Annotated in this window: 18 protein-coding genes and 1 riboswitch; of the genes, 4 read left to right on the top strand and 14 right to left on the bottom strand. The window is 40.5% G+C overall.

The window, feature by feature from the left end:
• Positions 1–41: 41 nt before the first annotated feature.
• The 11 genes from J8L86_RS12585 to J8L86_RS12635 form a co-directional block, all read right to left on the bottom strand.
• The gene (locus J8L86_RS12585) at positions 42–401 is read right to left on the bottom strand and encodes a hypothetical protein (RefSeq protein WP_211030614.1); all 360 of its coding nucleotides are present in this window, start codon (positions 399–401) and stop codon (positions 42–44) included.
• Positions 402–436: 35 nt separating this feature from the next.
• Positions 437–772, bottom strand: coding sequence for a hypothetical protein (locus J8L86_RS12590; protein WP_247663383.1), 336 nt, complete (start codon positions 770–772; stop codon positions 437–439).
• A gap of 53 nt (positions 773–825) precedes the next feature.
• Complete coding sequence (locus tag J8L86_RS12595; protein WP_211030617.1) at positions 826–1,197, bottom strand: hypothetical protein; 372 nt, start codon at positions 1,195–1,197, stop codon at positions 826–828.
• Between the two features lie 227 nt (positions 1,198–1,424).
• Complete coding sequence (locus J8L86_RS12600; RefSeq protein ID WP_211030618.1) at positions 1,425–1,589, bottom strand: hypothetical protein; 165 nt, start codon at positions 1,587–1,589, stop codon at positions 1,425–1,427.
• Positions 1,590–2,149: 560 nt separating this feature from the next.
• Positions 2,150–9,625, bottom strand: a complete 7,476-nt coding sequence (locus J8L86_RS12605; protein WP_211030620.1) for a toxin TcdB middle/N-terminal domain-containing protein — start codon at positions 9,623–9,625, stop codon at positions 2,150–2,152.
• Between the two features lie 156 nt (positions 9,626–9,781).
• Positions 9,782–12,994, bottom strand: coding sequence for a CusA/CzcA family heavy metal efflux RND transporter (locus tag J8L86_RS12610; RefSeq protein WP_211030622.1), 3,213 nt, complete (start codon positions 12,992–12,994; stop codon positions 9,782–9,784).
• A gap of 9 nt (positions 12,995–13,003) precedes the next feature.
• The gene (locus J8L86_RS12615) at positions 13,004–14,179 is read right to left on the bottom strand and encodes an efflux RND transporter periplasmic adaptor subunit (RefSeq protein ID WP_065109733.1); all 1,176 of its coding nucleotides are present in this window, start codon (positions 14,177–14,179) and stop codon (positions 13,004–13,006) included.
• 66 nt (positions 14,180–14,245) lie between these two features.
• Complete coding sequence (locus J8L86_RS12620; protein WP_247663384.1) at positions 14,246–15,595, bottom strand: TolC family protein; 1,350 nt, start codon at positions 15,593–15,595, stop codon at positions 14,246–14,248.
• Positions 15,596–15,818: 223 nt separating this feature from the next.
• The gene (locus J8L86_RS12625; RefSeq protein WP_065109732.1) at positions 15,819–16,247 is read right to left on the bottom strand and encodes a hypothetical protein; all 429 of its coding nucleotides are present in this window, start codon (positions 16,245–16,247) and stop codon (positions 15,819–15,821) included.
• Between the two features lie 162 nt (positions 16,248–16,409).
• Complete coding sequence (locus J8L86_RS12630; RefSeq protein WP_055022800.1) at positions 16,410–16,604, bottom strand: DUF3012 domain-containing protein; 195 nt, start codon at positions 16,602–16,604, stop codon at positions 16,410–16,412.
• 72 nt (positions 16,605–16,676) lie between these two features.
• Positions 16,677–17,030: an STAS/SEC14 domain-containing protein gene (locus tag J8L86_RS12635; protein ID WP_055022801.1), complete on the bottom strand. Its 354-nt coding sequence runs from the start codon at positions 17,028–17,030 to the stop codon at positions 16,677–16,679.
• Between the two features lie 160 nt (positions 17,031–17,190).
• Here J8L86_RS12635 and arfB point away from each other — a divergent pair, with 160 nt between their 5' ends.
• The 3 genes from arfB to J8L86_RS12650 all read left to right on the top strand — a co-directional run bounded on the left by arfB (position 17,191) and on the right by J8L86_RS12650 (position 18,896).
• Positions 17,191–17,607, top strand: coding sequence for an alternative ribosome rescue aminoacyl-tRNA hydrolase ArfB (gene arfB, locus J8L86_RS12640; protein WP_211030624.1), 417 nt, complete (start codon positions 17,191–17,193; stop codon positions 17,605–17,607).
• Between the two features lie 411 nt (positions 17,608–18,018).
• A complete protein-coding gene (aroQ, locus tag J8L86_RS12645) occupies positions 18,019–18,462 on the top strand; it encodes a type II 3-dehydroquinate dehydratase (protein WP_211030626.1) in 444 nt (147 codons plus the stop codon).
• A gap of 32 nt (positions 18,463–18,494) precedes the next feature.
• Positions 18,495–18,896 carry a DUF3859 domain-containing protein gene (locus J8L86_RS12650; RefSeq protein ID WP_065109730.1) on the top strand — a complete coding sequence of 134 codons (402 nt, stop codon included), beginning with the start codon at positions 18,495–18,497 and terminating at the stop codon, positions 18,894–18,896.
• A gap of 31 nt (positions 18,897–18,927) precedes the next feature.
• Here J8L86_RS12650 and J8L86_RS12655 read toward each other — a convergent pair whose 3' ends face one another.
• Entirely contained in the window at positions 18,928–20,826 is a 1,899-nt protein-coding gene (locus tag J8L86_RS12655) for a tetratricopeptide repeat-containing diguanylate cyclase (protein WP_211030627.1), read from the bottom strand.
• Positions 20,827–21,136: 310 nt separating this feature from the next.
• Between J8L86_RS12655 and J8L86_RS12660 the strand changes: the two genes are divergently transcribed.
• A complete protein-coding gene (locus J8L86_RS12660) occupies positions 21,137–22,144 on the top strand; it encodes a class I SAM-dependent methyltransferase (protein ID WP_211030630.1) in 1,008 nt (335 codons plus the stop codon).
• Positions 22,145–22,262: 118 nt separating this feature from the next.
• Here the strand turns inward: J8L86_RS12660 and J8L86_RS12665 are convergent, their stop codons facing one another.
• Together J8L86_RS12665 and J8L86_RS12670 are read right to left on the bottom strand one after the other, a co-directional pair.
• The gene (locus J8L86_RS12665) at positions 22,263–23,525 is read right to left on the bottom strand and encodes a hypothetical protein (RefSeq protein WP_065109727.1); all 1,263 of its coding nucleotides are present in this window, start codon (positions 23,523–23,525) and stop codon (positions 22,263–22,265) included.
• Between the two features lie 266 nt (positions 23,526–23,791).
• The gene (locus J8L86_RS12670) at positions 23,792–25,216 is read right to left on the bottom strand and encodes a hypothetical protein (RefSeq protein WP_065109726.1); all 1,425 of its coding nucleotides are present in this window, start codon (positions 25,214–25,216) and stop codon (positions 23,792–23,794) included.
• Positions 25,217–25,267: 51 nt separating this feature from the next.
• Positions 25,268–25,345, bottom strand: a riboswitch (cyclic di-GMP riboswitch).
• Positions 25,346–25,353: the final 8 nt, after the last annotated feature.

The raw sequence follows: 25,353 nt of genomic DNA on the forward strand, positions 1-25,353 counted from the left end.
TCCTTTAGTATTGTTTATTTTTTTATTACTCATATTAAAAACTAATCATTAACTCGGGGGCCAAAATACCAACCAGTTAATTCTTCCCAAGCAGGATGGCTGGCTGGGCTGCAGTCTTTGCTGTCGTTAAACCAAATGGTCACTGTTTTATTAGATAATTGCGCAGCAAGTAATGTGGAATAAATCAATTTACAATTATCGGCAGGTATACCAGCCACATCTTCTGAAATAGAACATAGTCGTGGCCATTGCAGCTCTCCTATTCTCTCTGCGAGCACTAAACCATTTTGCGGTGACACAGATAAGCCTTTCACTAAACCTGAGCAAGTGTATTTAGTGGCATTGGCAGTGCCAGCAATTGCAAATAGAGCGACCATTACGGTTAGCTGTTTTAAACGCATTTCAATCATCCTTGGAGGCGTATTTAATAGCTTAATTATCTATAAACAGTAAAATAACGAATTGTTTCTGACACAGACTGATCTAAACATTGCCCTTCTGTTCTAAATGCAACCGTTTTTTGGGCTGCAAAGGCAAGCATCAACATGCTGAAGTACTCTTTCGCCATAGGCCTACTCATTTTATAACTGAGATAATCCCCATTTGAGCCATGGCAACTAGGTGGATTCTGCACCCCACCTTCAGGGTATACATAAATAATGTCACCTTGTTCGTACATCAGAATTTTAGTGATTTTTGCTGTGGTATTTGCCTCAGCCGAAACGGATAAAAAGCAGAGCAAAAAAGTGATAGTTATCGTTATACGTAACATATTTTTAAATACATCCATGTTTTATAAAAAAGGAGCCACTGACTTAATCAAACTTACTTAATCGTAATATATTGCAACTGGCAATATACTGATCCTGCGCGTTTTACTTCATCATCAATTGTAACTATCACTTTGCTACTTGACATTTTGGCAGCCAATATCATTGAAATAGCAGTTTCATTACCTTTTGACACAGAAATCGCGTACTTACCCGAATATGTTTTACAATTTGGTTGCTGATTAGGGTTTGATAACGAAAACCACATATCACCACGCCAACTACTTGCCAAAGTATTGTCAGCATCATGATATCTAATTTGGCCAATATCAGCGGTTATGTCATATCGTTTTGCAAAAGCATCGCTTACAAAAAAAATTGCTAACAACACGCATGAACTTATTACCTTAAACATTTGTAAATCCATTTTTTATTGTACTTAATAGCTATACCTAACCTTAAACAATGGTAAATAGGTCAATTTATTTATTCACCAAACCCCAACTCCTAGTTTCGACGGTTCCATAATGACCACAACCGCCAGTGCCCCTTGCTGAAATGGTTTTTCCGGAGGCATGCGCTGTTAACGCCATACTCATTATTGCTCTAACAGCAGCAGTATTCGTATTAAATGACAAATGCTGTGGATGGCCATTACCACACCCTGCTGGGGAGATTAGTTAACTTTCTAGTGAACTTAATAATCCCTTTACCAGAAAAATCTACACGAACATATTCAACAGTCGATTTATCCACATGACCATTCGCCATAATTAATGGTGAAAATAATATCGAAAATATCAGTATTGTCTTGTTCATTATTAACAGTTCATTCCTTGAAAGAGATTGTATGGATTCCACAGCCAAAACGATTATTTAGGCTTATTCCATAATTTATTACAAAGCGGTAAACTCACTTTTTATTAAAACTGCAAGTGGAGAGAGACACTAATATTAAGTTTACTCTGACCCCACTTATTCTATCTGGTCCACTTATTTTTCCATCACCTTTGACACCCTTATATAAAAATCTAACAAAGACAATAAAACTAGATAAATTATAATATATATAAAAATAGTAACTTTTTTGTCTGGAACAAATTGGAACTTATAAATTAAGTCAGTAAAAACCATAAAAGCACCATAACCCATAAAACCAGTAAGTAACTTCGTTTTCTTTCTTTTATATATAGAGCTACACAATTTTGAATAGAAGCTATTAAAATGCACTAAACTAAATAATACTGAATAAACTAAAAATTCAATATACCAATCAGAAAAGCCTACCAAATAAACAACTATATAAACACAAAACCAAGTTATCATTACCATAATCGCTTGATTGAAAACTTGATCATTATACTCCATATTTTTTGAGTTTATTCCCCGCATATATACCCTTGCCTCGCAGCACAACTCACAGCTTCTGTTTTTGTTGTATTAAATATATTAGCACCAGGTATATTTATCATTCGATGCATTCCTGAACCATAGCCAGTTAATAAAATACTTAAATAATCTCCCCATTGACCTTCTCCAGTAACTATATTCCCACCAGAATCTAATACTGTGTATCCGCCATAAACATTAATTAAATTATTTACCCCAATAGCACTCACTGCTGACGGTGCAATTAAAGGTAATGTTAATGCCCCTGCTATTTTACTCACCTGACTCTGACCTTGTTGAAATTTAATATTCATTCTAGCAGCTCCCACATCCAGTGAGACCAACATATCCTTTACAAACGTTAATTCTAATTGCGCAACGACTAAACTACCTTGGTCTACTGACATGTCACCTTTAAATTGTTCTAAATATATTGCCACTTCATCTCTTTCAGCCTGAGTTTCAAGCTGGGATAAATCGACATGAACTTTGCCACCAGAAGACTTATACGAGTTAGAGCTTAAAGAAGTACTCCTATTGCGTTTTGCTATCCCTCGTATAATAACGCTAAATGCAGCTGAAATTGCACCATTGGCAAACTTGCCTCCACTTAATTCTGAGACTGTGCCACCTAAAACGCCTGCTACAGCTACTTCACCAGCAAAACTCTGTATATTCATAGCCCCTGCAGCGAAGGCTCCAATTGCCCCAACGCCCGCAGAAATAAATGCACTACCAAAGTCACCTCCCTGAAGGTGAGCACTAACCCCCCCTACAACTCCCTTTGCAATCATTCCACTTACAAAGCCTGCATTCGCATCAATACCCGCAGTGGCATAACTCGTCGCATAAGTAATAGCTGATGCTTTAAGTGCAGCTCCTATACTCCCAGTAACTGCCTGAGTTTGAGCACCATTGTAAATAGCTAAAAACATTGGACAGCCAGGTCCGGTGAAATAACAACCAACAATTTTCACTGCCGAATTTAAAATAGGTACTGAAGAAAGTCCTTTTAGTATTGGCTTAGCAACTTTATTAAAAATGGCTTTACCAGCCCCCCAAAGAGTGCTGATAATGTAACCACTTGGGTCGGTATAAGTCAGCGGGTTATTAAGCACATAACTGTAGCGGTTATAGTTTTGCAGATTAGACGGTGCTTGTATAAAAGGGTCTGCTTGCATAAAGCGCGCTAGGGTTGGGTCGTAAATACGTCCTCCCATTTGGATGATATCCAAATTCGGCAGCATTTCATGGCCAGTATAACCCCGCGCCATTGGGGTAATCGCTTGAATAAGGCTCGAGCCTGCGAGCTTCATCGGCTTGCCAAAAGCTGTGTAAAAATACTGTTCCAGTACAGCGCCTGACTGATTGGTTATTGAAAGAATAGAGCCTTGATGATCAGTATGCTGATACTGCACCTCTTCACTCTTGCCTAAGGTAGTATTGTGATTTCTTACCACCATAATATTGCCGATTAAATATTTATGACGGGTGTTTTCTAGCTGACTACCTTTATAACGTTTTTCCTGTTGATAAATCGAGCCCACATAATCAGTATGGAATGTTTTCCAATCACTGCCTTCTTGGCGATAATCCGTTCGACTTAATACTGCGCGATTATGGTTATATTGATAATCCGTATATTGGCTACCCGATTTTATACGGCTGGCTTTATCGAAAGCATTGTAAGTAAAGTTACGGCGGCCATCTGAGGTGATATTGCCGTTATCATCATATATAAACTTATTGTAGGTTTTACCGTCAACAGTTGCGCTATTTAATCTATTTACACTTACTGATTGTAAATAATCGTAACTGGCTAAGTTTTTAGAGTAACTGCCACCAGAATAACCTTTACGGCTTTTAATATTACCAAATCCATCGTAGCTATATTGCTCATCATAGCTATAGCCGGTTAAGCTACCACCTCCAACACTTAAGTCGCGGGTTTCAATACGATTGAGTTTGTCGTAAGTAAAGGTTTCATTAAAAGATAATGTTTGCCCACCCGCGCTATTAAAATAGCTATGTGCCCTAAACTCAACATTACCTTTAGCGTCAAACTCACCATAACTTAAGGTGTGGATATCGCGTGTGCCTTTGGCTACATCAATATGGCTGATGCGGCCTGTTCGACTATTAAAGCCTTTTTCTTCAGATGTTCCGTTTGCAAAAGTTTGCTTGGTAATATTACCAAATACATCCATTTCCGTAATGCGACGTAAATTTCGATTACTGCTGTCTTTTTGTAAATAAAGGTAGTTGTTAGTGTTATAATAAAAATTAACGTAAAAGGTTCCGTTGTTTGAAGGGTAATGCTGGCGGCTTACCTGACCTTTGGCATTATATTCTGTTTTAGTGCTATAACTGCTGCCATCAAGATTAAAGTCTGTTTGATTTGGGCGTCCATAGTGGTCGTAAAAATAGTATTCACTACTGAGAACCGCAGCAGAAGTCGCGCAATTAGTTTGATTCGCCCAAGTTTTAGCCCATGCAGGCTTACCTACATTATGTTGACTTGTACTGCTACCGTAACCCCAACAGGATAAGTTGGTATCATCTTTACGCCACAACATGCGTCCCATGGCATCGTATTCAGTGGTCGTAACCTGTTGCTTTGCATCTGTTTGCGTTAATAACTCGCCAAACGCATTATAGGTATAGGTCCAATTGCCTTTGTCGGGGTCGTTTGTTGCCGCTTTTCTACCATAGGCATCGAAGTCAGTGGTGATTGATTGGGTTTTCCAAGCATTATTTTTATCTTTTGCTTTAGTCGTAACCTTACGGGTATTACCAAAAGCATCATAATAGTAATAAATGACTTGGTTATTTGGGTCAGTTCGCGCAATCAATAACCCATCGGCGCTGCGTGTTTCTTTATATGGCTGACTTTTTTCATCATAAGATGTCGTGACTAAGCCATTAATGGTATTGGATACTGTCGCAGTACCTGACTCTGTTAACTTAGTTTGTTTGTATACTCGTCCTAAAGCATCATAAAACTGCTGTGACTTAATGCTTGAGGCACTGTCATATTTAGGTACAGTTTGATGAGTCACTCTGCCCAATTTATCGTAAGTTGATGCTGTAACAATCCAGCTACCATCAAAGCCCATCGCCCGCTGTTCGCGCTGGCGACCAAACTTATCAAAGTACTTTATCGATTGAGGTTTATTACTACCTTTGGTGGTTTCAGTTAAGTAGTTTTTGTCACAACTGGTGCACTGACTGCGAGTAATCTCAGTGTAATTACCGTCAGCTAAGACTTGTCGTGCTACTTGTCCTTGAATGTCAAAATAACTGGTCGAGGCTAATTTGTTCGGCCCAGTGGTTGTTTTACTGTAAATACGGCCAAGGGTTGCTGTACTGCCCGACTTGCCATTATATAGGTACGTTTCTGACTGACCGTTTTGGTTCATCTGACTGGCAAGGTATTGACCACGATTATCATAAAACCAGTATTGGCCACGTTTTTGGTAGCTAGTGGCATTATGTTTACCGTAGGTTTGCTCGGCGACTTTATTACCGTATTTATCGTAGAAAAATGCTGTGGTAAGCCCATTTACATTTGACTCTCTTAACATACCGTTTGGATAGTAGCTAAACTTAGTGTTGCGAGTTTGCGTTTTACCATTAGCACCATCAGTATTTTGATAACGTGTTTTCGTCACCGCTGTTGTATACAGTCGACCAAAGCGTTTAGCATCTGGTTGGTTACCTGATTGCACTGCCTTTTGATTATGACTACGAGATAATACTAATGCGGCTGCACTAATCTGATTGTAGGCACTTGATGTGTAAGAATTGGTTGTCTTCGTTTTATGGACCAGTGCACCAGAAGCGGTTTTTATGTCAACAACACTTTCTGTTAAGTTATTCCATGAATCGTGCGTATTGGTGGTTAACGTTTCACTGACCTTTTTGGGGTTTCTTACTGTTTTACCGTCTGTAGATAAATCTAGACTATAGCTTTCTTCTGTCGACGTTTTAAGGTAAACCTGTATACCACCATTACTACTCGTCGTCTGCGTGTAAGTGTTTTCAGCAGTGCTTAACAGATTATCCTTATATTTACGAGTTGTTGATATTGGCATGCCAGTTAATGGGAACTTCTGATGGAACTGAGTCGTAGTGATAACACCAGATTGAGGATCTGTTGTTTGCACTGTTTCAAACCCTAAAAAGCCACGGCCTTTTTTATGAGCAAGCGGCCCACCATAGGCATATTGCACTAATACGGAATCAGTATTGGTTGACTGAGTTGCGGCTTCTGTTACCACATACATGCCTGCTACTGGCGTTATATAATCTTGGGCATTAGTGTTTTGAGATGAGTTGATATTAATTAACGGTATACCGCTGTTTAATGGCGCATACGCAATATTAGTTTCAACGCCAAATCCATTGGTAATTTTCTTTAATACATGTTCTTTAATATAAGGGCGATAGGCTTTTTGGACCTTCCAATATCCCGAACTAGATGACGAAGTCAATAAGTCCATTTTTGCATCACCATCAACATCTGCAAGACGTATGGCGGTATTGGTTGGTGTATTACTGGTGCCCACATTGATAGCGCCACGTCGAATAAAGTTGGCACTTTCAGAGGTTGCACTTGGCGCAGATAAAAAGATGTTATACGACTTTGTTTTGGTGGCAGCAAGAATGTCGGTACGACCATCGGCATCAAGATCAACAAACTGATGACGGTTATAGACACTTTCTGTTTTAGCCTCAATCCCCGTCAGTACTTTGGGAGCAGTGAAGCTGCCATTGCCTTTAGACAATCTGTAATGCCAAGTATCGCTACTGATATAGGCTATATCGGTTAAGCCATCACCATTAAAATCTGCAGCTCTTAATGCTTTTAATGTACTACCTAGGACAGGGCTATTGGTCGCATCATATTTTACTTGACCATTATCAACTGACGCTATAAATGCATATGTTCTATAGGTTCTTGTAACTGTTTTGTCACAATCTATAGCTTGAGTATCAACACTTGGTTGTGAACTTGAAGCTATTGATAGCGGGTTCATCCCACAACCAGGGTCAAATTCAGGCTCTGAAACTTTAAGTACACGCATCACAATATCAGTCAATCCATCACCATTAATATCGATCATGGCTGAGTTTTTGAGATTGGCGGAAGTAGACACTATGTTATGACCGTAAGTTTGTGATGCAGTCGCACCACTAAAGCTTGAAGGTAACACTAGCGTAATATTTTTCGCTGCGGAAAATGCGCCACCTAGATTCTGGTAATACTTCAAGGTACCACTTAATTTAAATACAATATCTTGTAGACCATCGCCATCTACGTCAGCAACGACAGTATTTTCATATTCAGCAGAAGATCGACCCAATGATTTGTAGGTAAAATCGTAACTTACATTGAATGTTTCACATAACAATCTGTTATTAGGTTCTGGTTCACAATGTTCTTCCTCCTCTGTACTAGGCTCTGAACTAATGACGTGCCAATTGCCAGATTTGTGCGGAATGAGCAAGTCTTGTTTACCATCGCCATTATAATCAATAACTTTTGCATAGCCTTTTTCGCCTATACTGGCATTGGATATCTTTTGTGTTCTATTGGTAATCGCACTGGTTTTAATCGTTCGTGCAATGTTCTCATCACTTAGATAATTATTGCGATATTTTGTCGGAATTGAAGCAGTTGATTCAGTGGGCGTGACTTTCCAATCTGTGGTATAAAAATGCCATCTACTATCTTTTTGAAACAACATGTCGGCATAGCCGTCACCGTTGAAATCTAAAACTTGAGCATAGAATCTGTCGCCATTGGTCACAGCGGCATTATGTGTAACGCTTTCAAAAGGTGTAAAATTAGCTGTGTTATTGGTTATTCGACACCAAGTTTGATACTGATTATCCGTAGAGTCGCAATAAGAAACGGCTCGGCAAATTGTGTCTCCAGGCTCACTTTCACAAAGTGCATAGGATGGCGCCGAATTTTTTCTTATTGGTTGCTCGTACTCAAATTTGGTTGCAGGTAAACAATCGGTATTGGATTCGTCGAAACACTCTTGAATTCCAGTTACATAATTGCGCTCTTCTGGGATATCAGTTAATAACCAAGTAAAATCATAAGATCGAAAAATGTCTGAATCTTGCTTAACTTTGATTTGAGTTAATCTTTTATTATTAGTCAGTATGCCACCATTTGCATACCCTTCTACTGAACGCGCTACATCTGTGTATATAAATTCAACTTTGTTATAGTTCGATTTTCCTAAAGTAACATTGCCACCATAAGCAATATTTTTTAATAAATGACTGCCTTTATTGATATCTTTTTCATAGTCATAGCGTATGTAATTACCTTTATTATCAACTATAGCTTTAAGTGCCCATAACTTTGCTTCAGAGTTAGCTGCAAAACCGCCTCTTTCTACATAAGCATCGGTAGAAGACGTTATTAGCGGTGCTTTACCGTAGTAATGTGTTTCATTCGCTTTTGTTGTGACGGTAAAATATTGTGGCCCTTTGCTATTGCTGAACGCCTTAATAACAGAGAAATTATCGATCTCTGTATGATATTCATCAGAGCTATTATTATTTAATATTAATCGCTGCCCATTAAAACAAAGTGCATCACTTGAATTATATTTTAAACCGTCAATTTTTGTATCAATGGCAATATTCTTAGGACAACGTGATATTGCTGATAGCCCAGAAATATTCCAGCCCATTCCCAATATACCCTCACCACCTTGGCTGCTATATGATAAAGCGACTTGAGGTGCGACGCCTGCCGTTGCTGGAGGTAAGGATAGAGGAATGCTATATGTCGCAGCGCCAGATTCAGTTACCTTAAATTGCCCCGCACTTAAGCCAATAACATTACCAGGATTGGTAAATGATTCGCTGCCAGAGGTATTAACGAGCTTCCCAGACCTAGAACCTAAATAAGTAACTTGACTCGCTAAATTGTAATCTAAAACGATATCTTTAATACCATCATTATTGATATCGATAAAAGTTAAGGGTTCCCCTTGAGATAAGTCAATTTCATTTCTACTCAAACTGTACGCATCTACATTTGCAGTACCAGTTAAGTTTGAAACAATAAAACTATCACGGGTACCGCTGACATCTCTAATGATCAAGTCATTAATTCCATCACCATCAATATCATGATATTCAATATTTAAATGAGAGGCATCCGTTAATGTTAATACTTTAAACTGTTGCTGAGTTATTGGTTCTAATACCCAATTATTGCCAGACTGAACTAGCTTAAACACACCATTTTTGGGTGTGATATTTAATGGAATATTTATTTCAGATGCAATCAAAACAAATTTTGAAGGGACTCTAAGAATGATATTTCCATCACTATCATTATAGACTTCAAAACCTTGATAGTCTGAATTAGAGTTTGCGAATGAAAAACTAGAAATAAAGAATAGGAAAAACCCAACGATCCATCGTAGCTGCATATTATTTAAACACATCCATGTAAAATTTTTTATATAAAATACACAAAAAAATACAAATGTAAATTAAATGTTTTAAATATTTTAATACCCTTATTTAATAAATGGTTTAAATAAATAGAGATAAAACCTAATTTTATTGGGTTTTATCTCATTAAGTTATTTACCTTGATATAACCACAAATACATAGTCGGCAATACCAACAACGTTAATGCCGTCGAGCTAAATAAACCGCCAATAATCACTATCGCTAACGGTTGCTGGATTTCACTGCCGACACCCGTTGACAGTAATATTGGGATGACTCCTAATGCTGAAGTTAATGCCGTCATCAACACAGGGCGCAATCGGCCGATAGTGCCTTCAAACACGCTGGTTTGCAGTGATTCAGATTGATTGTGTTCTTCTCGCCGCTGATTAATGGCATCCACCAGCACCACACCGTTAAGCACCGCCACGCCAAATAAGGTGATAAAGCCAATAGCGCTTGGCACTGACAAGTATGTCCCAGTAACGTAAAGCGCGACTACTCCGCCGATTAACGCTAACGGCACATTGGCCATAATCAGCCCCACTTGTTTAAGCGTACCGAATGAAAAAAACAATAATAAGGCGATTAATCCGATAGATACCGGCACCACTAACATCAGCTTTTGTTGCGCACGCTGCTGATTCTCATACTGACCACCGACAACCACGGTATAACCCGCAGGTAACTCAGCATCTGGCACGATGGCATAAATATCCTCAACCACTGAGCCCATATCACGGCCCGATACATTAGCTTGCACCACAACGCGGCGCTGTACATCATCGCGACGAATATTCGGCGGCGCCATTTCTACAGCCACTTTGGCCACATCACCTAAACGAACTTGGGCACCATTAGCGCCGCGCAAAATCAAATCACGCAGTACATCTGGCGAACTGCGGAACTGCTCAGCTAATCGCACGTTGATATCATAGCGGGCATTACCATCAATCACTTGTCCTGCACTGACGCCACCAATACCTTGGCTTACCAAACTCATCACTTGATCGACACTTAAGCCATATCGAGCCAGTTGATCACGTAACGGCCGAATAACCAATTGTGCTTCGCCGCTGACTTGTTCAAGCGACACATCAACAGCTCCTTCAACCTCGCTAACCAGTTCCTTTAGTCGCTGACCTTTTTCAGACAATATCGCTAAGTCTGGGCCGAAGATTTTAATGGCTAATTGCGCTTTCACCCCAGAAAGCAATTCATCTACACGGGTGGCTATCGGTTGTGAAAAGGTGAACAACAAGCCAGGAAAGATATTCAGTTCATCTTCCATTAAGTGCTGCAGTTCAAAACGACTTTCAGCATTTTGCCATTCATCAACAGGCTTTAAACCAATGTAGATTTCAATATTACTCACAGGCTCTGGATCGCCGCCAAGCTCTGGCGCACCAATACGACTTAATGCATATTCCACCTCAGGGAAATCCATCAATATCGCCTCGATTTTTGGTGCGATATCGAGTGATGTTTGTAAGCTTGCTGTCGGCGCTAAAGTCACCCGAAGGTTAATGGTGCCCTCTTCAAGTTCAGGCACAAACTCGGTGCCTAGCTTGGGTACTAGCATCATACTCACAGCGAACATCGCCACCGCCGTTACCATGACTATCCTAGGTTGCTTCATGATGATTGCCAATAGCTGACGATAAACTCGTTCAATAGGGGCAAGTATCGGGCTTTGCTTGACGCTGACCCCACGATTAAATAAAAACACTGCCATGGCTGGCACAGCAATCAGTGCGACGAGTAATGCTGAAACCATCGCCAGAATAATGCTCACCGCCATCGGCTGAAACATTTTCCCCTCAACGCCTTCTAGTGCAAACAACGGCGCAAACACCACGATGATAATTGCGGTCGCAAAGAAGATGGGGCTACACACTTCTTTAGCCGCTAACATCACCTTACTCACGGTAAGCGCGGTTAGTTTGTGATCCAAACGATGACGCTCAAGCTGTTGCGCTGCGAATGTTTTATCACCGACTTGGTTTAAATCTGAATCCGCTTGCTGCAAAGTCAGGTGCTTAAAAATGTTTTCAACCATCACCACCGAGCCATCAACTAACATGCCTATAGCCACCGCCAAACCACCCAGTGACATTAGGTTCGCTGACATGCCGTAATAAGACATGACCATCAACGCTAAACCAATCGAGATAGGAATTGATAACAGCACTAATAACGTCGCCCGCAGATTAACCAGAAATAAGACTAAAATAATCACGATGAACACAAATGCCATTAGTAAAGCATTAACAACGGTAGTGACAGCTTGCTTAACCAGGTCTGATTGATCGTAAAACACCTCAAACGAGACGCCTTTGGGCAGTGACTGCTCAATCAAACTCACCCGCTCGTTAATGTCATCAATCGTGGCCTTAGTGTTCGCCCCCATGCGTTTTAGTACAACGCCAGCAACAACCTCACCCATGGCATTAACTTCAGTTTTGCCATTCACAGGGTTTAGCTCTTTACGGGTAAAGGTTACTGCACCCACACGAATTTCACGGCCATATTCAACTTGTGCAATATCAGCAACTCTAACTGGGGTGCCTGCCACCTCTGTTAATGGAATTTGTGCTATTGCCCTTAATCCCGCATCACCTGAAGGCAGTAACCCATAACCACGAACAACAAGCTGCTCCTGTCCTTGGGGCATAAACCAGCCACCAGCATTACGATTATTACTCTCCAGAGCCTCTGTCACTTGTGCCATTGTTAGGCGGTAACTGAGTAGCTTGTTGGGGTCGATGTTCACTTGGTATTGACGTACATCACCGCCAAATGACAACACCTCGGTAACACCGCCAACAGGCATTAAAATCAACTTCACTAAGTAATCATTGAGACTACGTAGCTCTGCGGCATCAACGCCTGATTCAGGTGTTGCCCGCAAGATATATTGATAAATCTGTCCTAGCCCTGAGGTATTCGGCCCAATCTCAGGCACGCCGACACCCTCAGGGATCATTTCTTTTGCTGCTTGTAACTGTTCAAAAACTTGCTGACGGGCAAAATAAATATCCGTCCCTTCAGCAAAAACCACGGTCACTATCGACAAACCGGTGCGTGACAGCGATCGAACTTCAGTCACCTCAGGCAGGGCATACATGGCAGATTCAACAGGGTAACTAATGAGTTTTTCTACCTCTTCGGCAGCTAATCCTTCGGCCTCGGTATTCACCGTAACTTGTACATTGGTGACATCAGGAAAGGCGTCCAGATTCAGCTTTGGCAACATGAATACACTAGCAATAACAATAGTGAGCAACGCCAAACCCACTACAAATCGGTGTTTAACCGCTGTTTCGATTAACTTATATAACATGCTCAGCTCCTAGTGGTTGTGAATATCAAAACCTGCTTTTGCAAGTTCAGACGCCAACAAAAACGCACCACTGATCACCACATGAACGCGAGGCTCAATACCCCTAACCATATTCATTCCGCGTTGGCTTTCAATCACTTCAACCTCGACCGCTTCAAACCCATCTTCATCTTGGATAAACACTTGCCAATCACCATCGCGACTGCGGGTCAAAGCGGCATCAGGTAACACGACACCACCATCGAGACTATTTGGTAGATACAACTCCGCAAATTGTCCAGCATGTAAACCGTATTCACTATTATCGATGCTCACTAATACTTGTTCTGTGCGCGTCACCAAGTCCAATTCATGGGAACGGCCAATAATCGTCCCCTCAATGGATATCTCATTGACTCTGACTAATGCTTTATCGCCATTATTTATCCCCGCAGCCTGATGAGCAGAAAGCTGAGCTTCGACCCATAAGTGTGACTCGTCCGTTAACTGCATTAACGGGCTTCCACCAGCAGAAACCTGACCTATCAAGGCCACATCTTGCTGCACCCGGCCATTGATCGGTGCCAATAATTGATAACGACCAATGGACTCAGGCTTGGTAATCAATTGATTGATTTGCAATGCCGTCATACTGAGCGCTTCGAGGTTGGCACGAGTCAGCTCAGCTTGTACTTTTGCCACTAATCGTCGACTTTCACTGACGGTGTTTTTACTCATCTGTTTCACTCTATTCCACTCAGCTGCTGCGGTAATATAATCCGCTTGCGCTTGAGCCACTGCCGCGCCGCCCAAGGTCAGTAAAACTTGATTTTTATTGACTAACTGGCCTGGCACCACATGACGTTTTAGCACTCTGACATCCAACTGTGGCGCTAGGGTGACGGTATGATCTCGATCGACAATGAGGGTTGCTGTAGCCACATCATCTAAGTTAAATGTGCTACTTGATAAGCTCATCACTTCGATACCAGCCATTTGCTGCTGACGGTCAGTAAGCACTAACGCATTGCTATGCTCATCAGTGATTTCATTCTGCAGAGTAATGCGATCGTTTTGTTGTGGTTTCTCGGCATGGTTATGCCCGGGCCCCGCTAATACTTGGGGGATATAGCAAATTGACACCAGTATCGCGATAACAGTTAGCGAGCGTTTGCTCAGTTTTTTATCAAGATGTTGAATATTCATAATGTTCCTTTTAAGCCGTTATTCGCTTTATAAACTCAACAAATAACCACTTAATATTGTTGTTAGTTAATCAGCTAAAGCGTCGGTAGTTGCTGCCTTATTGGTCATAAAATGCTGCTGTAGCACTTGTTCAAGCTGCCCGCTGTCGCCCATCCACGTTAGCCAGTGTTGATACAAATTGGCCTCTAAGTTGACGCCAGCAACAAAGCTAGTGCTCATTTGCCGCTGACTTTGCAGATAATCACTGGTGCTAATATCACCTGTTTGCCATTGGCCTGAAATCAAAGCTGTCGCCTCTTGACCTGATTGCTCAACTAATTGCTGCCAGTCTTGATAGCGTGTTAATAATCTTGGGATTGCACGAGTAAATAGCTGCCACTGTTGATGCAGTGCCTTTTCTGTCGCTAGATAAGATTGTTCAGCAATGGCAATGCTTTCGTTCGCTGCAGCAAAGGAGTCGTGGTAGTTGTTGCGGACGGTTAATGGAATCGACACACCTAGCCCCCATTTATTATCACTACCTTCACGCTCTGCGCTGAGGCTAATACTGGGATCTGCAGATAAGTCAGCCTTTAACTGATTCACCTGCAATTTGGCTAGCATGACTTGTTGATAGGCCGTTTTTAATGCGGGTAACTCTGGAGTGACTCGTTGGCTTAATGTCAGCTCTATTAAACTGTTTAGCGTTATATTAGGTACACTCTCATGGCCTAATAAGGTGTAGACTTCTGTTTCTGCAACAAGTAATGCTTGCTCTGCTAAAGCCAAAGCGGCTGCATTGTTGGCGACATCAAGACGCATGAGTTGCAGTTCAACCATAGCAATATCGCCTACTTCGACACGCTGCTCAGCCAATGCAAGTTGCGCCCTTGCTAAATCAAACTGCTGTTGATTAAAAGCGAACAAGGTTTGATTTTGTTGCAGCGCCACTATTGCCAACAATTGTTTTGACAGTATCTGACTGCGCTCAACTGCCACTTCCGACAAGGTGATTTCTGACTCCAATTGCGCTAATCGAATTGCTGCGCCTCGCTTATCACTCCAATCAATAGTTTGACTTAAGGCGATAGTGAAGGTGTCGTCCTCCGGTGCATGTTGATAATCCACACCAAGATCTGGGTTATAAATCGCATTATCTGCGGCTGATAACTTCAATAAAGCTTGGCGTTTTAACGACATTTGGGCCTGTATTTGTGGCAACTGTTCAAAGCTGAGCATCAAGGTGTCAAACCACGATTGAGTACTTGTAGTAACATTAGTGCGCTCAAATGCTGAGTGAGCAGTGTTATGCATTGGCCGATTAAAGGTGCTCGCTAACGCCCCTTCGGCATGCACAGTGTGTATAGACGCAATACTCGCCCCCATCATGCTTAAATGCACAATAAGCGCTGAAGAAATAATAGATTTATTCATCATTTATTCTCGTTTCGACCTAAGTCAAAATCTAAAATTAATTGATGATTAATCGTGCAAAGCTGTTATCACCCTGAAATTATCTGGATGCAAAAATAGTTTTCTAAGCGAGTTAACCTTTTGGCGACTTATAACTAGCCTCAATACAGGCTGCCTCAAACCCAATAGGATGAGACAGAACCAGTCGGTTAAAACGATAACTATGCAAAATTAATCAGTTAAGTCATTAACTGATTAATAAAATAGGAGGGCGGTAACTTAAGCGTGCTTCTGGGGGAATGTAAGTTTGAATAACAGTTTTTGGCGCTTCAGAAATTATTGCCACAGGCATAAGCTGAGCGACAAAATCAATTGTTGCGCTATGACCACCGTGACACTGACAATCTAAACACAGTTCATAATCTTGGTTGTCAGCCAATAATGTATGGTTATGGATTTCAGATGCTGTCGAGGTTGCATTAAATAAGTGAGCAAAATCATCAGCTTTATCGCAAACATCAGCTGGTGCTGAAAATACGATGTGGGAATGATTCACTTGTTCGTTTTCGCCATCACCAAGATGCAATTGATGCTCACCTAAGTTAGTGCTGATAAATTGCAGCAACATAACGGCGACCATTAATTTTGCACATGTTTTAATGGCTGACAATGACACAAATGACCTCTGATAAATAACTCCTAGCCAAGCACTTAACAAGCAAGTTAAATAGCTTAATGAAAGTACTGGCTAGTCATAAGACTGTGAGTTTACCTAAAAGTGCTAAACCCGCTAGCCTTGAATGTCATAATAAATAACGCGATCACGGTTTATGATCATTTAGAATACACAATGCTTGGCATAATCAGCCGCTTCATTAGCAGTCCAATCACCACTAGGCTTATCTTTCATTTGTTTACACCAAGCTTCACTTCCTACTTCAGGCGAGCAAGCACTCAACCCTAGGACCAATGCTGCTGCAGCAAAAATAATCGTTAGTTTAGCCGCTAAACGGTTGGTTTTATTATTGAACATTTAATTTTACTTCCTTGAATTTATAACAAAAAAATATCTAAACTGGTTTTATGTCGCAACACGACACTGACATCACTGCTTAAGCCATGCTATGGCTTGTTGTTTTTGCTCTAACGGAAACCACGCTACTTCACCTTGCATAAATGGCGCAAGTAAATTAACCGAGTTACCTACCCAGTCAGGGCCTCCTACAAACACCAAAGCATCAAATGGCGGTAATTGAACTTTATCTCCGCCCATTAATGAACTGACATCCCACCCTTCTAGCAACACATCAGCTTCGATGTATAATTTTACTTGGCCACTATTGTCACGATATTGAGTAATCAATGGTTGCAAGTGCGTTTGGTAATCATGGGTCGATAAACGTCCACTAACAAACAAGCTAATGACACCTGGGGAAATATCAGGGATTTGGCACAACATAACGCAACTCCAAACTGTCTATGCGGCTGCATAACGATGTATCAACATCTGTTTCAGCCTATATTATTGTTGATAGTAGCAAATCTTATCCGCTGTACTAAACAAAAGTTTGTTAAGCTAACCACAGTTATGATTTAAAAAAGTGAAGCGTTTTAGCACAATGATCAATATTACCAACCGTGTCAGCATTGAAGATAATGAAATTGAATGGCAATTTATCCGTTCAAGTGGTGCAGGTGGCCAACATATCAATAAAGTGTCAACTGCGGCGCAGATCATTTTTGATATTAGGCAGTCTTCACTCCCTGAGTTTTATCAGCAAAAGTTACTAACCAAAGCCGATCATCGCATTACTAAAAGTGGTAAAATTATTATTAAGTGTCAACAAAGTCGTAGCCAAGATTTTAATCGGCAACTGGCACTAGAGCAGTTTATTGAATTAGTGAAAAGCGTCGGGATTGTTCAAAAAGCCCGAATTGCCACTAAGGCAACTAAGGCTAGTCAGCGTCGCCGTGTTGACGCAAAAAAACAGCGCGGAGCGACTAAAGCGCTACGAAGAAGCAAATCTGATTATTAGGGTCTGTTGATCTTTCAAGGTTGTTTTTGCAGCGAATTGTTGACCATTTTTACAAGGAAGAGACTTTGTGGTGTAGTTATTCTACATAAAAAGTTAATAACGCAGTAAAAATGGCCAAAAACGCTGCCCAAAGGGTTCGAGTAAAAGCGTTTTACTCTTTGTTGGATGAATTTTGCTTAGATGACTAGGCATCAATCCATCCGCCTCAATTAAAACGCTTTTATTTCGAACAAAACTTAACCAGCAAAGATCAACAGGCCCTAGCCATTACCGCGGGTTATCATGAAAATAATTCCCGATTTGGCTATCATTATCATGATAAATTACACTCACTTAAGTCCAATCATTTGATCAGTAACATCGCAATTGACTTAACGCAGCGAGCTGCAACACTTTTAGCAAGGAATGAACATGTCAACGCAAGCAAAAGTTTTATTGGTTAACGGCCCGAACCTTAACTTATTGGGCCGCCGAGAGCCTGGATTATACGGTAGTGATAACTTAGACACAGTGGTTGAAAATGCTCGCCAATTAGCTCAGCAGTCTGGCTTAGCGTTTGATCATATTCAATCTAATGCCGAGTATCAGCTTATCGATGCAATTCATGCCACTGATGCGCAGTTTATTGTCATTAACCCTGCAGCGTTTACTCATACCAGTGTCGCACTAAGAGATGCGATCTTAGGCGTTAACATTCCCTTTATTGAGGTTCACATTTCAAATGTGCACGCCAGAGAGCCCTTTAGAAGTCATTCTTATTTTTCAGATAAAGCACAAGGGGTTATTTGCGGGTTAGGCATTCAGGGTTATGAATTTGCAATGCAAGCAGCGATTAAGCACATTAAGGCGAAATAATCGCTGCCCAAGTCAATTGAATTTAGACGTTTATGAGTAAATTAAAAGCAGATATCAAGATAATCCAATCAGGCATCTTCAGTAAGTGGGACTCTGAAAGTGATGAGCTCCCCCGCTTTTTAGAAGCGACAGTCCATGTGCCAGCCGTAATAGACATGGAGTTCGGCTTTGTCACTCGCATTAAAAAAGCGAAAAACCAAGTGCTTAAATATTGTATCTATCATCCAAATATCCCTGATGCAGAAGGTAATATTGAAGCACCTTACGATGGCGAAGTGTATATAAAAGAAAATGATTGGAAGTTTTATTTAGGCGATTGTATTTGGGCACCTGTGAGTAACAAAGTGGGAAACTGGCGCATGACACTAGAACTCAATGGTAAACTGATTGCCGATAAAACCTTTAAGGTTCATTCTGTACCTTCAAATTCCTAAGCAAACCTTGGCAATGTACGAGCTTTGTAAACTATGAAGCTTCAATAATTGCCCCATCGATAAAAGCACAGTTTCGTCCATGTGATTTAGCCTGATACAACGCACTATCGGCTAAAGTGAGATAATGCTGCCAATGTTGCACAAGTTCAGACGATAAAATAGGCTTAGTTGCCCCAATAGAAATCGTCACCTTGAGTGAATGTCCAGAATATTCTACCGGGGTATCTGCTATCACCTGATTAAATCGTTCCAAGATATGCTGTTGCAATTCATCAGACTCAAGCGCTAATAATATCAGGAACTCTTCACCGCCCCAGCGAGCGAGCACATCGTTTGCTCTGATTCTGTTTTGCAAACGAGTGGCACATGCCATTAACACTTCATCGCCAGCGTCATGACCATGGGTATCATTGATTTTCTTGAACAAATCACAATCCAAAATGAGCACACTGTAATACTCTACCCCTGTTTTAGTGATTTTATGCTCAACAAAGTTATTTACAAATCGGCGATTGTATAAACCCGTCAATGGGTCTTTATTCGATTGCATATAGAGATTTTTGTTGGTTGAACGTAATGTTGAGATGCGTTTTTTATTAGACGTATAGCGATGAATGAGAAGCGCGATTCCGATAGTTAATCCACTAAACACTAAGATCCACAACTTTTCTTGGAGCTCTTTTTTCTCTAAGGTGGCAGCTTTTAAGTTATTCTCCGCAGTCAATAACGCAATTTTTTCATCTTGTAATTGCGCATCGAATTTCACTTGTAACTCATAGATTTGTTTTTCACGTGTATCGAACAGTTGCCGTTGAGTGCCTTCATAATAAGTGGTCAAATGTGCGAGTGCTTCAGGGTACTGAGCCGTTTCTTGGTAAATTTGGGCAAGTAATTGATGTGTTTTTAAGAGCCAATCTTGATTATTAATATCTTCAAAATCTAGCAATAATTGGTTTGCATACTCTGTGGCTTGCTCATAGTTTTTTTGACTAAATCTTACCTCACTTAAACCATATAAACATTGCTTTGATGCTAGGGGATCTAAGGCTTCGTGAGCAAGGGATAGACATTCCAATATAATCGGCTCTGCTTGGCTCATTTGTTGTTGCTGCAACAATAATTCTGCTTCAGTCCATAATGCATTTACAATTAACTGCACATTGTCTGACTGACGTGCTGCAACTGTACTCTTATGGCTAAAATCTGTCGCGGCGGCGATATCGTTAACCTGCAACATCAAATTACTGGCATTACTATATAAAACAACCAGTAGTTCATAACTGATATTGTCGTCCTTCAACAACAATTCGGCGGCTTTCTGATTGTATTCAATGGCATTTCGCCAATCTTTCAATCTCGAATAAACCACTGAAATATTTGAATATATTCGACCTAGAAAATGATGTTGGTTACTATCATCTAACAATGAAATGGCTTTTTGATAATCACTTAAAGATGCTTCGTAGTCTAAATTGCGTGAGTGTAATATACCTCGAGTATTGAGTGCTCTTGCTAATAGTCGCTCATAATGTATCGATTCACAGATTACAATCGCTTGCTCAATATAGTCAAAAGCCTGTTTGCTTTCACCTTGGCGGGCAGCGAGGATCCCTTTTAAGGTCAAGCCTTCTGCAAGGATCCAATCCAGCTGTTGCGATTGACCATACTCAAATAATTTCTCAGCAGACTGGGACGCAGCATCTAGATCCGATTTTGCAACAGCAATATTATGGAGAATGCGATAATAAACAGCGGTGTAAAACACATTATTATCAAACACGCCTGACGTGTTCATGCTTGTTATGGTATTAAATGTGTTATCTGGTGAATTTTCTGCTTGAAAATAAAGCTCAACCAGCTCTCGCCCTTGCTGACTATCATTAATCGTGAGCAAAGGGTCAAAAACCAGTTCATTGGCAGATAAAGTCAAGCTAAAACCACATAGGCCCAGGATACAAAACAACATTTTTTTAGCGGAAATACAAAATAGCTGCTTCAAATAAACCTCTAAATCCTAACCAATCAACCTACGGGCTCAATAATATATGCCCTATTCAATAGCTGAAATACTATTAACATCTGAAAACTGAGCCTCCATCACTAAATTTATGGATAATCTTCTTTTAGCCTAGGCGCTATTGCCACAATTACCAGCCTTTCAGGCTAGGGATTTCCCCTTAATCTAGTAAAGCTTGATATAATCACCGTTTATATCTCTATTCGCCACTGAGCACTTATTTATGTCTTTGCAAACATCATTAACCCATGCCATCGATCGTAGAGCAACATTTCTCGCTCAAGCAGAAGCCAGTCAAACAGATTGCTTTCGTATTTACCATGGCACTGTTGAAGGTGAAAATGGACTGAATATTGATCGCTATGGCAATGCATGGTTAATTCAAACATTTCACCAGACCCTAACTGAAACGCAGCTGGAAGCATTGACTCAAGTCCTCACAGAATTAACGGCATTACCTGTCATTTATAATGATCGCTCAAAACGCAATTCCCGTGTCGAAAATGCACTACAGAGTGACCATCACGAATTTGCTTGCTCTGAACAAGTCATTAAAGAGAATGGCATTCAATTTACGTCTAAATTACGCCATGAAGGACAAGACCCTCTGCTGTTTCTAGACATGAGAATTGGCCGTGAATTTGTTAGAGAGCATAGTGAACATAAAACGGTGCTGAATTTATTTTCATACACCTGCGGCATCGGCACTGCGGCAGCAATGGGCGGGGCAACTAAGGTCACAAACGTAGACTTTTCTTCTTTTGCATTAGCGGCTGGAAAGAAAAATGCCGAACTTAATGGCGTGACAGAAGTGTGTGAGTTTATACAAAGTGATGCTTTTCCAGCTTTACGTCAGCTTGCAGGCCTTAAGGTCGGCGGACGCCGCGGGCAAAAATTACCTAAATACCCAAAGCTGCCAGCAACACAATTTGATTTAGTCTTTCTCGATCCCCCTCGCTTTGCTAAAAGTCCATTTGGTACTGTCGATTTAATCAATGATTACCAAGGCTTATTTAAACCTGCCATGCTAGCTACAAAATCTGGCGGCACGATTGTGTGTTGTAATAATGTCGCTAAAGTGGAGCGTGATACTTGGCTGAAGAGCTTAATTCGCTGTGTTGAAAAACAAGGTCGGCGTGTGACTCATCAACAATGGATCCACTGCCATGAAGACTTCCCATCATTTGATGGCAATCATCCGTTAAAAATGGTCGCGCTAAGCATTGACTAATACCAAAGCGCATCCAAAGCTGAGAGCTGAGTATTGACTAGAACGCAGCAGCCTCGCTTAAACTCATAAATTAAAAAGCCGCAATATGCGGCTTTATTATTACTGATTAGCTGTTCTACTAACGATGACTAGGGCTGTTACTTTGCTTAAGCCAAGATAATTTTGCTAAGTACTTTTGCTGACTCTTGCCCATAGATGTTAACTCCAATGCTTTTTCGAGCGTTTTTTTCGCACTTAACACTTTGCCTTGTGCATTCTGCACTTTGGCGAGTTCATAATAGGCTTGATGATAATAAGGGCTATTATTGATAAACTTTTTTAAGAATGCTTCTGCAGCAAAATAGTCTTGCTGTCTCGTCGCTTCTTGTGCCATTGAGTACCAACCGTACGGTGTCTCATTCTCTAGCTGAATGAGTTGCTGATAAATGGCATCAGCTTCTAGTACTTTACCTTGTGAATATAATGAATAGTTATAGTTACTTAATAATGTCAGTGAGTTAGATTCAAACTGTAGGCCATATTGATAGTAAGCATCAGCAACGTGATAATCTCCCACTCGTCGATGCACCACAGCCATCATATTAATCAATGGAATATACTTAGGGGCAAGTTGTAAACCTTTTTCTAATAGAGAGTAGGTCAAGGTTAAGTCATTGGCGAGAAGGGCATCTGCAGCGAGGTTACGATAAAACATAGCAAGAAACTCATCTTCACTGACCACCGCTCCCGTGCGATCGTTTCTATCAGGGAAATAATCTATGACGGTGAATTCACTACCATTAATATATACACCGCCAGCATCCGTTTCATATAAAAAGGTACGGACATGATCTGAGGTCACGACTAAGTCATTTGAAATATGCGTTAATAAAGGCGCCGAGTGGACCACTTGAAAAACAGCTCTCACGTTTAAATGCTTTGCCACACCATACGTCAGCATAGCTAAAGCCATGCAATTACCAGACTTATTTTGCCAAGCTTGAGCCGTATTATAATTTAAACCTTCGTAATTAAAATTAACCATTTTATTGTTAATAAAACGAACCACTTGATATCGCTTCGAAAGCTCAGCAATCTCAGGCCTTGCAATAAAGGCTTCAAGCTCTTCGACTTGATCTGGTAGTAATGCTGACAAACTCTCTACCGATGGAACTAAGTTATTTTTTGCTATATCCAAATCTATTGCGTTAACAAAATAAGCGCCATTTTCAGGAAGAGGCATTACATTTAATTTGGCTGAAGAATGCGAGGTGGTGCTACAACCTGCTAATAAAAAAGATAACATGCCGCCAAAGAACAATGGCGTTAAGTAACCAACTATATTTTTGCGAAACGGTTCAACTGCGGTTCCTTTTATCGTTAATCGCAACATCCTGAGCATAAACACCTCTTATCATCCTTAATATTATTCATTCTGCAATATTCACTGCTTCATAAGCGTAATGAGCCATTGATATTGACATTAAGCTCATGCTTACAAATTCTAACCTAGCACACTTTTTATACACACCTCCAATAGTAAGTGATGAAAAATAATTTCAAACAAACAAAAATCCTCCTTTTAAATAGAGTCTTATGGAAAAATCAACTAATAAAAAGGCTGCCAATTGGCAGCCTTTTAGTTCATTAAATGAAGCAACGTGCGAATTAATCTTCGTTAGAAAGCGTCATCTTATTTAAATCGATACCATCACTATTCTCTACATATCCCTGTTGTGTTTCTGGGATTTTATGCGTTTTATCTTTAATGGTAATTCTTGATAATCGACATTCAGCATAAACCTCTGGAGCGAAGTTATATTCGAATTTATCGTTAGTTTGTAATTCAAAAGGTTTCTCTGGATCAGCAGAGAAATGTTGATTTGCCAATAAAGACACACCGTTTAAACTATCGTCCATACAACCTAATAATTTAACCGCAATCACTCCTTTTTCAGCATACTCTTCATAAGTACCATTATTACCTGTGTACTCGTTAAGGTGTAAGGTTTTACCTGAAATAGGGCAGCTAGCATTAATACCATTTTCTTTTAAAATCAGCTTAAGCTTTCCTGCTTGACCCAAAGATAAGAAGGTATTTTTAGCAGTACTAAAGATATTTTCTTCAATAGAACGACTTTCGTCATCAATAAGCTTATCGCCTTTCGTCCAATTTAGTGTTGCTTGTGTTAAGTCACAGCCCATTAAATTAGGATCAACGTCTCCCACTAAACAACGCTTTAGATCACGACTAAATTCAGGATAATAAGCCGCACATTCTAATTCACGATCATTGTCTTCAGTCTTAAATGCTTGCACACCACGGATCAAGACACCGTAACTATCTGGAAAACCACTGTCACGTAAAATCACAGGCGTATAAAAACGATCAGCTGTAAACGTTATCCAAGCTTTTTTAAAGCCTTGATCCAGTGACTCACCTTCGACAGCGTCAAGTGATAAGTTATGTTTTTCCGAGCCTACTCGTACAATTAAATCACGATATGCATTTGCTTCATTTCGTGCGCCATGAGCTTCATAATCATAGTCACGCTTTTGATATTTAACAGAAATGGCATACTTTGCACCTGGAACTGTTGGCACATAAGTGCGCATTCTAACGGTTCCAAGTTGAGTTTCACCGCCACAGGCATGCGTATCTAATTCAGCAGCATAACCTTCACCGTCAATACCATATGTTGTGGCATAACCCACTTCCATTTTGGCATCGCATGCTTGGTTACGTATATTCTTAATGGCGTCGCGGCGCTCATCACCTTCTAGGTTTTTAACTTGTGCCCATTGCTCAGGGAACATTTTCTTTAACGTTTTACGGGTCCATTGAACATCAAAGTACATTTTCTCATCTTCAGAGTACAATGCCTTCAGTTCTCTCTTTAACGAATTAGGGTTTTCTTCTTGTAACTCAGAAAAATCTAAATCATCAATGATCCCCCAAGAGCCATGATTAAACTGCTCTTCATAGCCGTAGAAGTATTGTCCTGATACCAGTTCAAGTTCATCAGCTTGAGCTACAGAGGCCGTGGAACAAGACAGTGCTAACAGCATCCCTAATTTAGTTGTCAATTTCATTTAAAATCCTAGTGTTATAAGTTGCACAAAATTATCTGTCATCTTTTAACACTCAGTAATGCAGCCCACAGACCCGACTGTGCTGTCACTTTGCGTCCTCATTTTGCAATGAGTTTGCCATTAGAGTATCTACAGTT

It is taken from the genome of Shewanella sp. MMG014 (genome assembly GCF_018100775.1).
GTDB lineage: Bacteria > Pseudomonadota > Gammaproteobacteria > Enterobacterales > Shewanellaceae > Shewanella > Shewanella japonica.

Coding starts and splice junctions, on each gene's coding strand:
- J8L86_RS12585 (WP_211030614.1), bottom strand. CDS start 401: ATGCGTTTAAAACAGCTAACCGTAATGGTCGCTCTATTTGCAATTGCT.
- J8L86_RS12590 (WP_247663383.1), bottom strand. CDS start 772: ATGTTACGTATAACGATAACTATCACTTTTTTGCTCTGCTTTTTATCC.
- J8L86_RS12595 (WP_211030617.1), bottom strand. CDS start 1,197: ATGGATTTACAAATGTTTAAGGTAATAAGTTCATGCGTGTTGTTAGCA.
- J8L86_RS12600 (WP_211030618.1), bottom strand. CDS start 1,589: ATGAACAAGACAATACTGATATTTTCGATATTATTTTCACCATTAATT.
- J8L86_RS12605 (WP_211030620.1), bottom strand. CDS start 9,625: ATGCAGCTACGATGGATCGTTGGGTTTTTCCTATTCTTTATTTCTAGT.
- J8L86_RS12610 (WP_211030622.1), bottom strand. CDS start 12,994: ATGTTATATAAGTTAATCGAAACAGCGGTTAAACACCGATTTGTAGTG.
- J8L86_RS12615 (WP_065109733.1), bottom strand. CDS start 14,179: ATGAATATTCAACATCTTGATAAAAAACTGAGCAAACGCTCGCTAACT.
- J8L86_RS12620 (WP_247663384.1), bottom strand. CDS start 15,595: ATGATGAATAAATCTATTATTTCTTCAGCGCTTATTGTGCATTTAAGC.
- J8L86_RS12630 (WP_055022800.1), bottom strand. CDS start 16,604: ATGTTCAATAATAAAACCAACCGTTTAGCGGCTAAACTAACGATTATT.
- J8L86_RS12635 (WP_055022801.1), bottom strand. CDS start 17,030: ATGTTGTGCCAAATCCCTGATATTTCCCCAGGTGTCATTAGCTTGTTT.
- arfB (WP_211030624.1), top strand. CDS start 17,191: ATGATCAATATTACCAACCGTGTCAGCATTGAAGATAATGAAATTGAA.
- aroQ (WP_211030626.1), top strand. CDS start 18,019: ATGTCAACGCAAGCAAAAGTTTTATTGGTTAACGGCCCGAACCTTAAC.
- J8L86_RS12650 (WP_065109730.1), top strand. CDS start 18,495: ATGAGTAAATTAAAAGCAGATATCAAGATAATCCAATCAGGCATCTTC.
- J8L86_RS12660 (WP_211030630.1), top strand. CDS start 21,137: ATGTCTTTGCAAACATCATTAACCCATGCCATCGATCGTAGAGCAACA.
- J8L86_RS12665 (WP_065109727.1), bottom strand. CDS start 23,525: ATGCTCAGGATGTTGCGATTAACGATAAAAGGAACCGCAGTTGAACCG.
- J8L86_RS12670 (WP_065109726.1), bottom strand. CDS start 25,216: ATGAAATTGACAACTAAATTAGGGATGCTGTTAGCACTGTCTTGTTCC.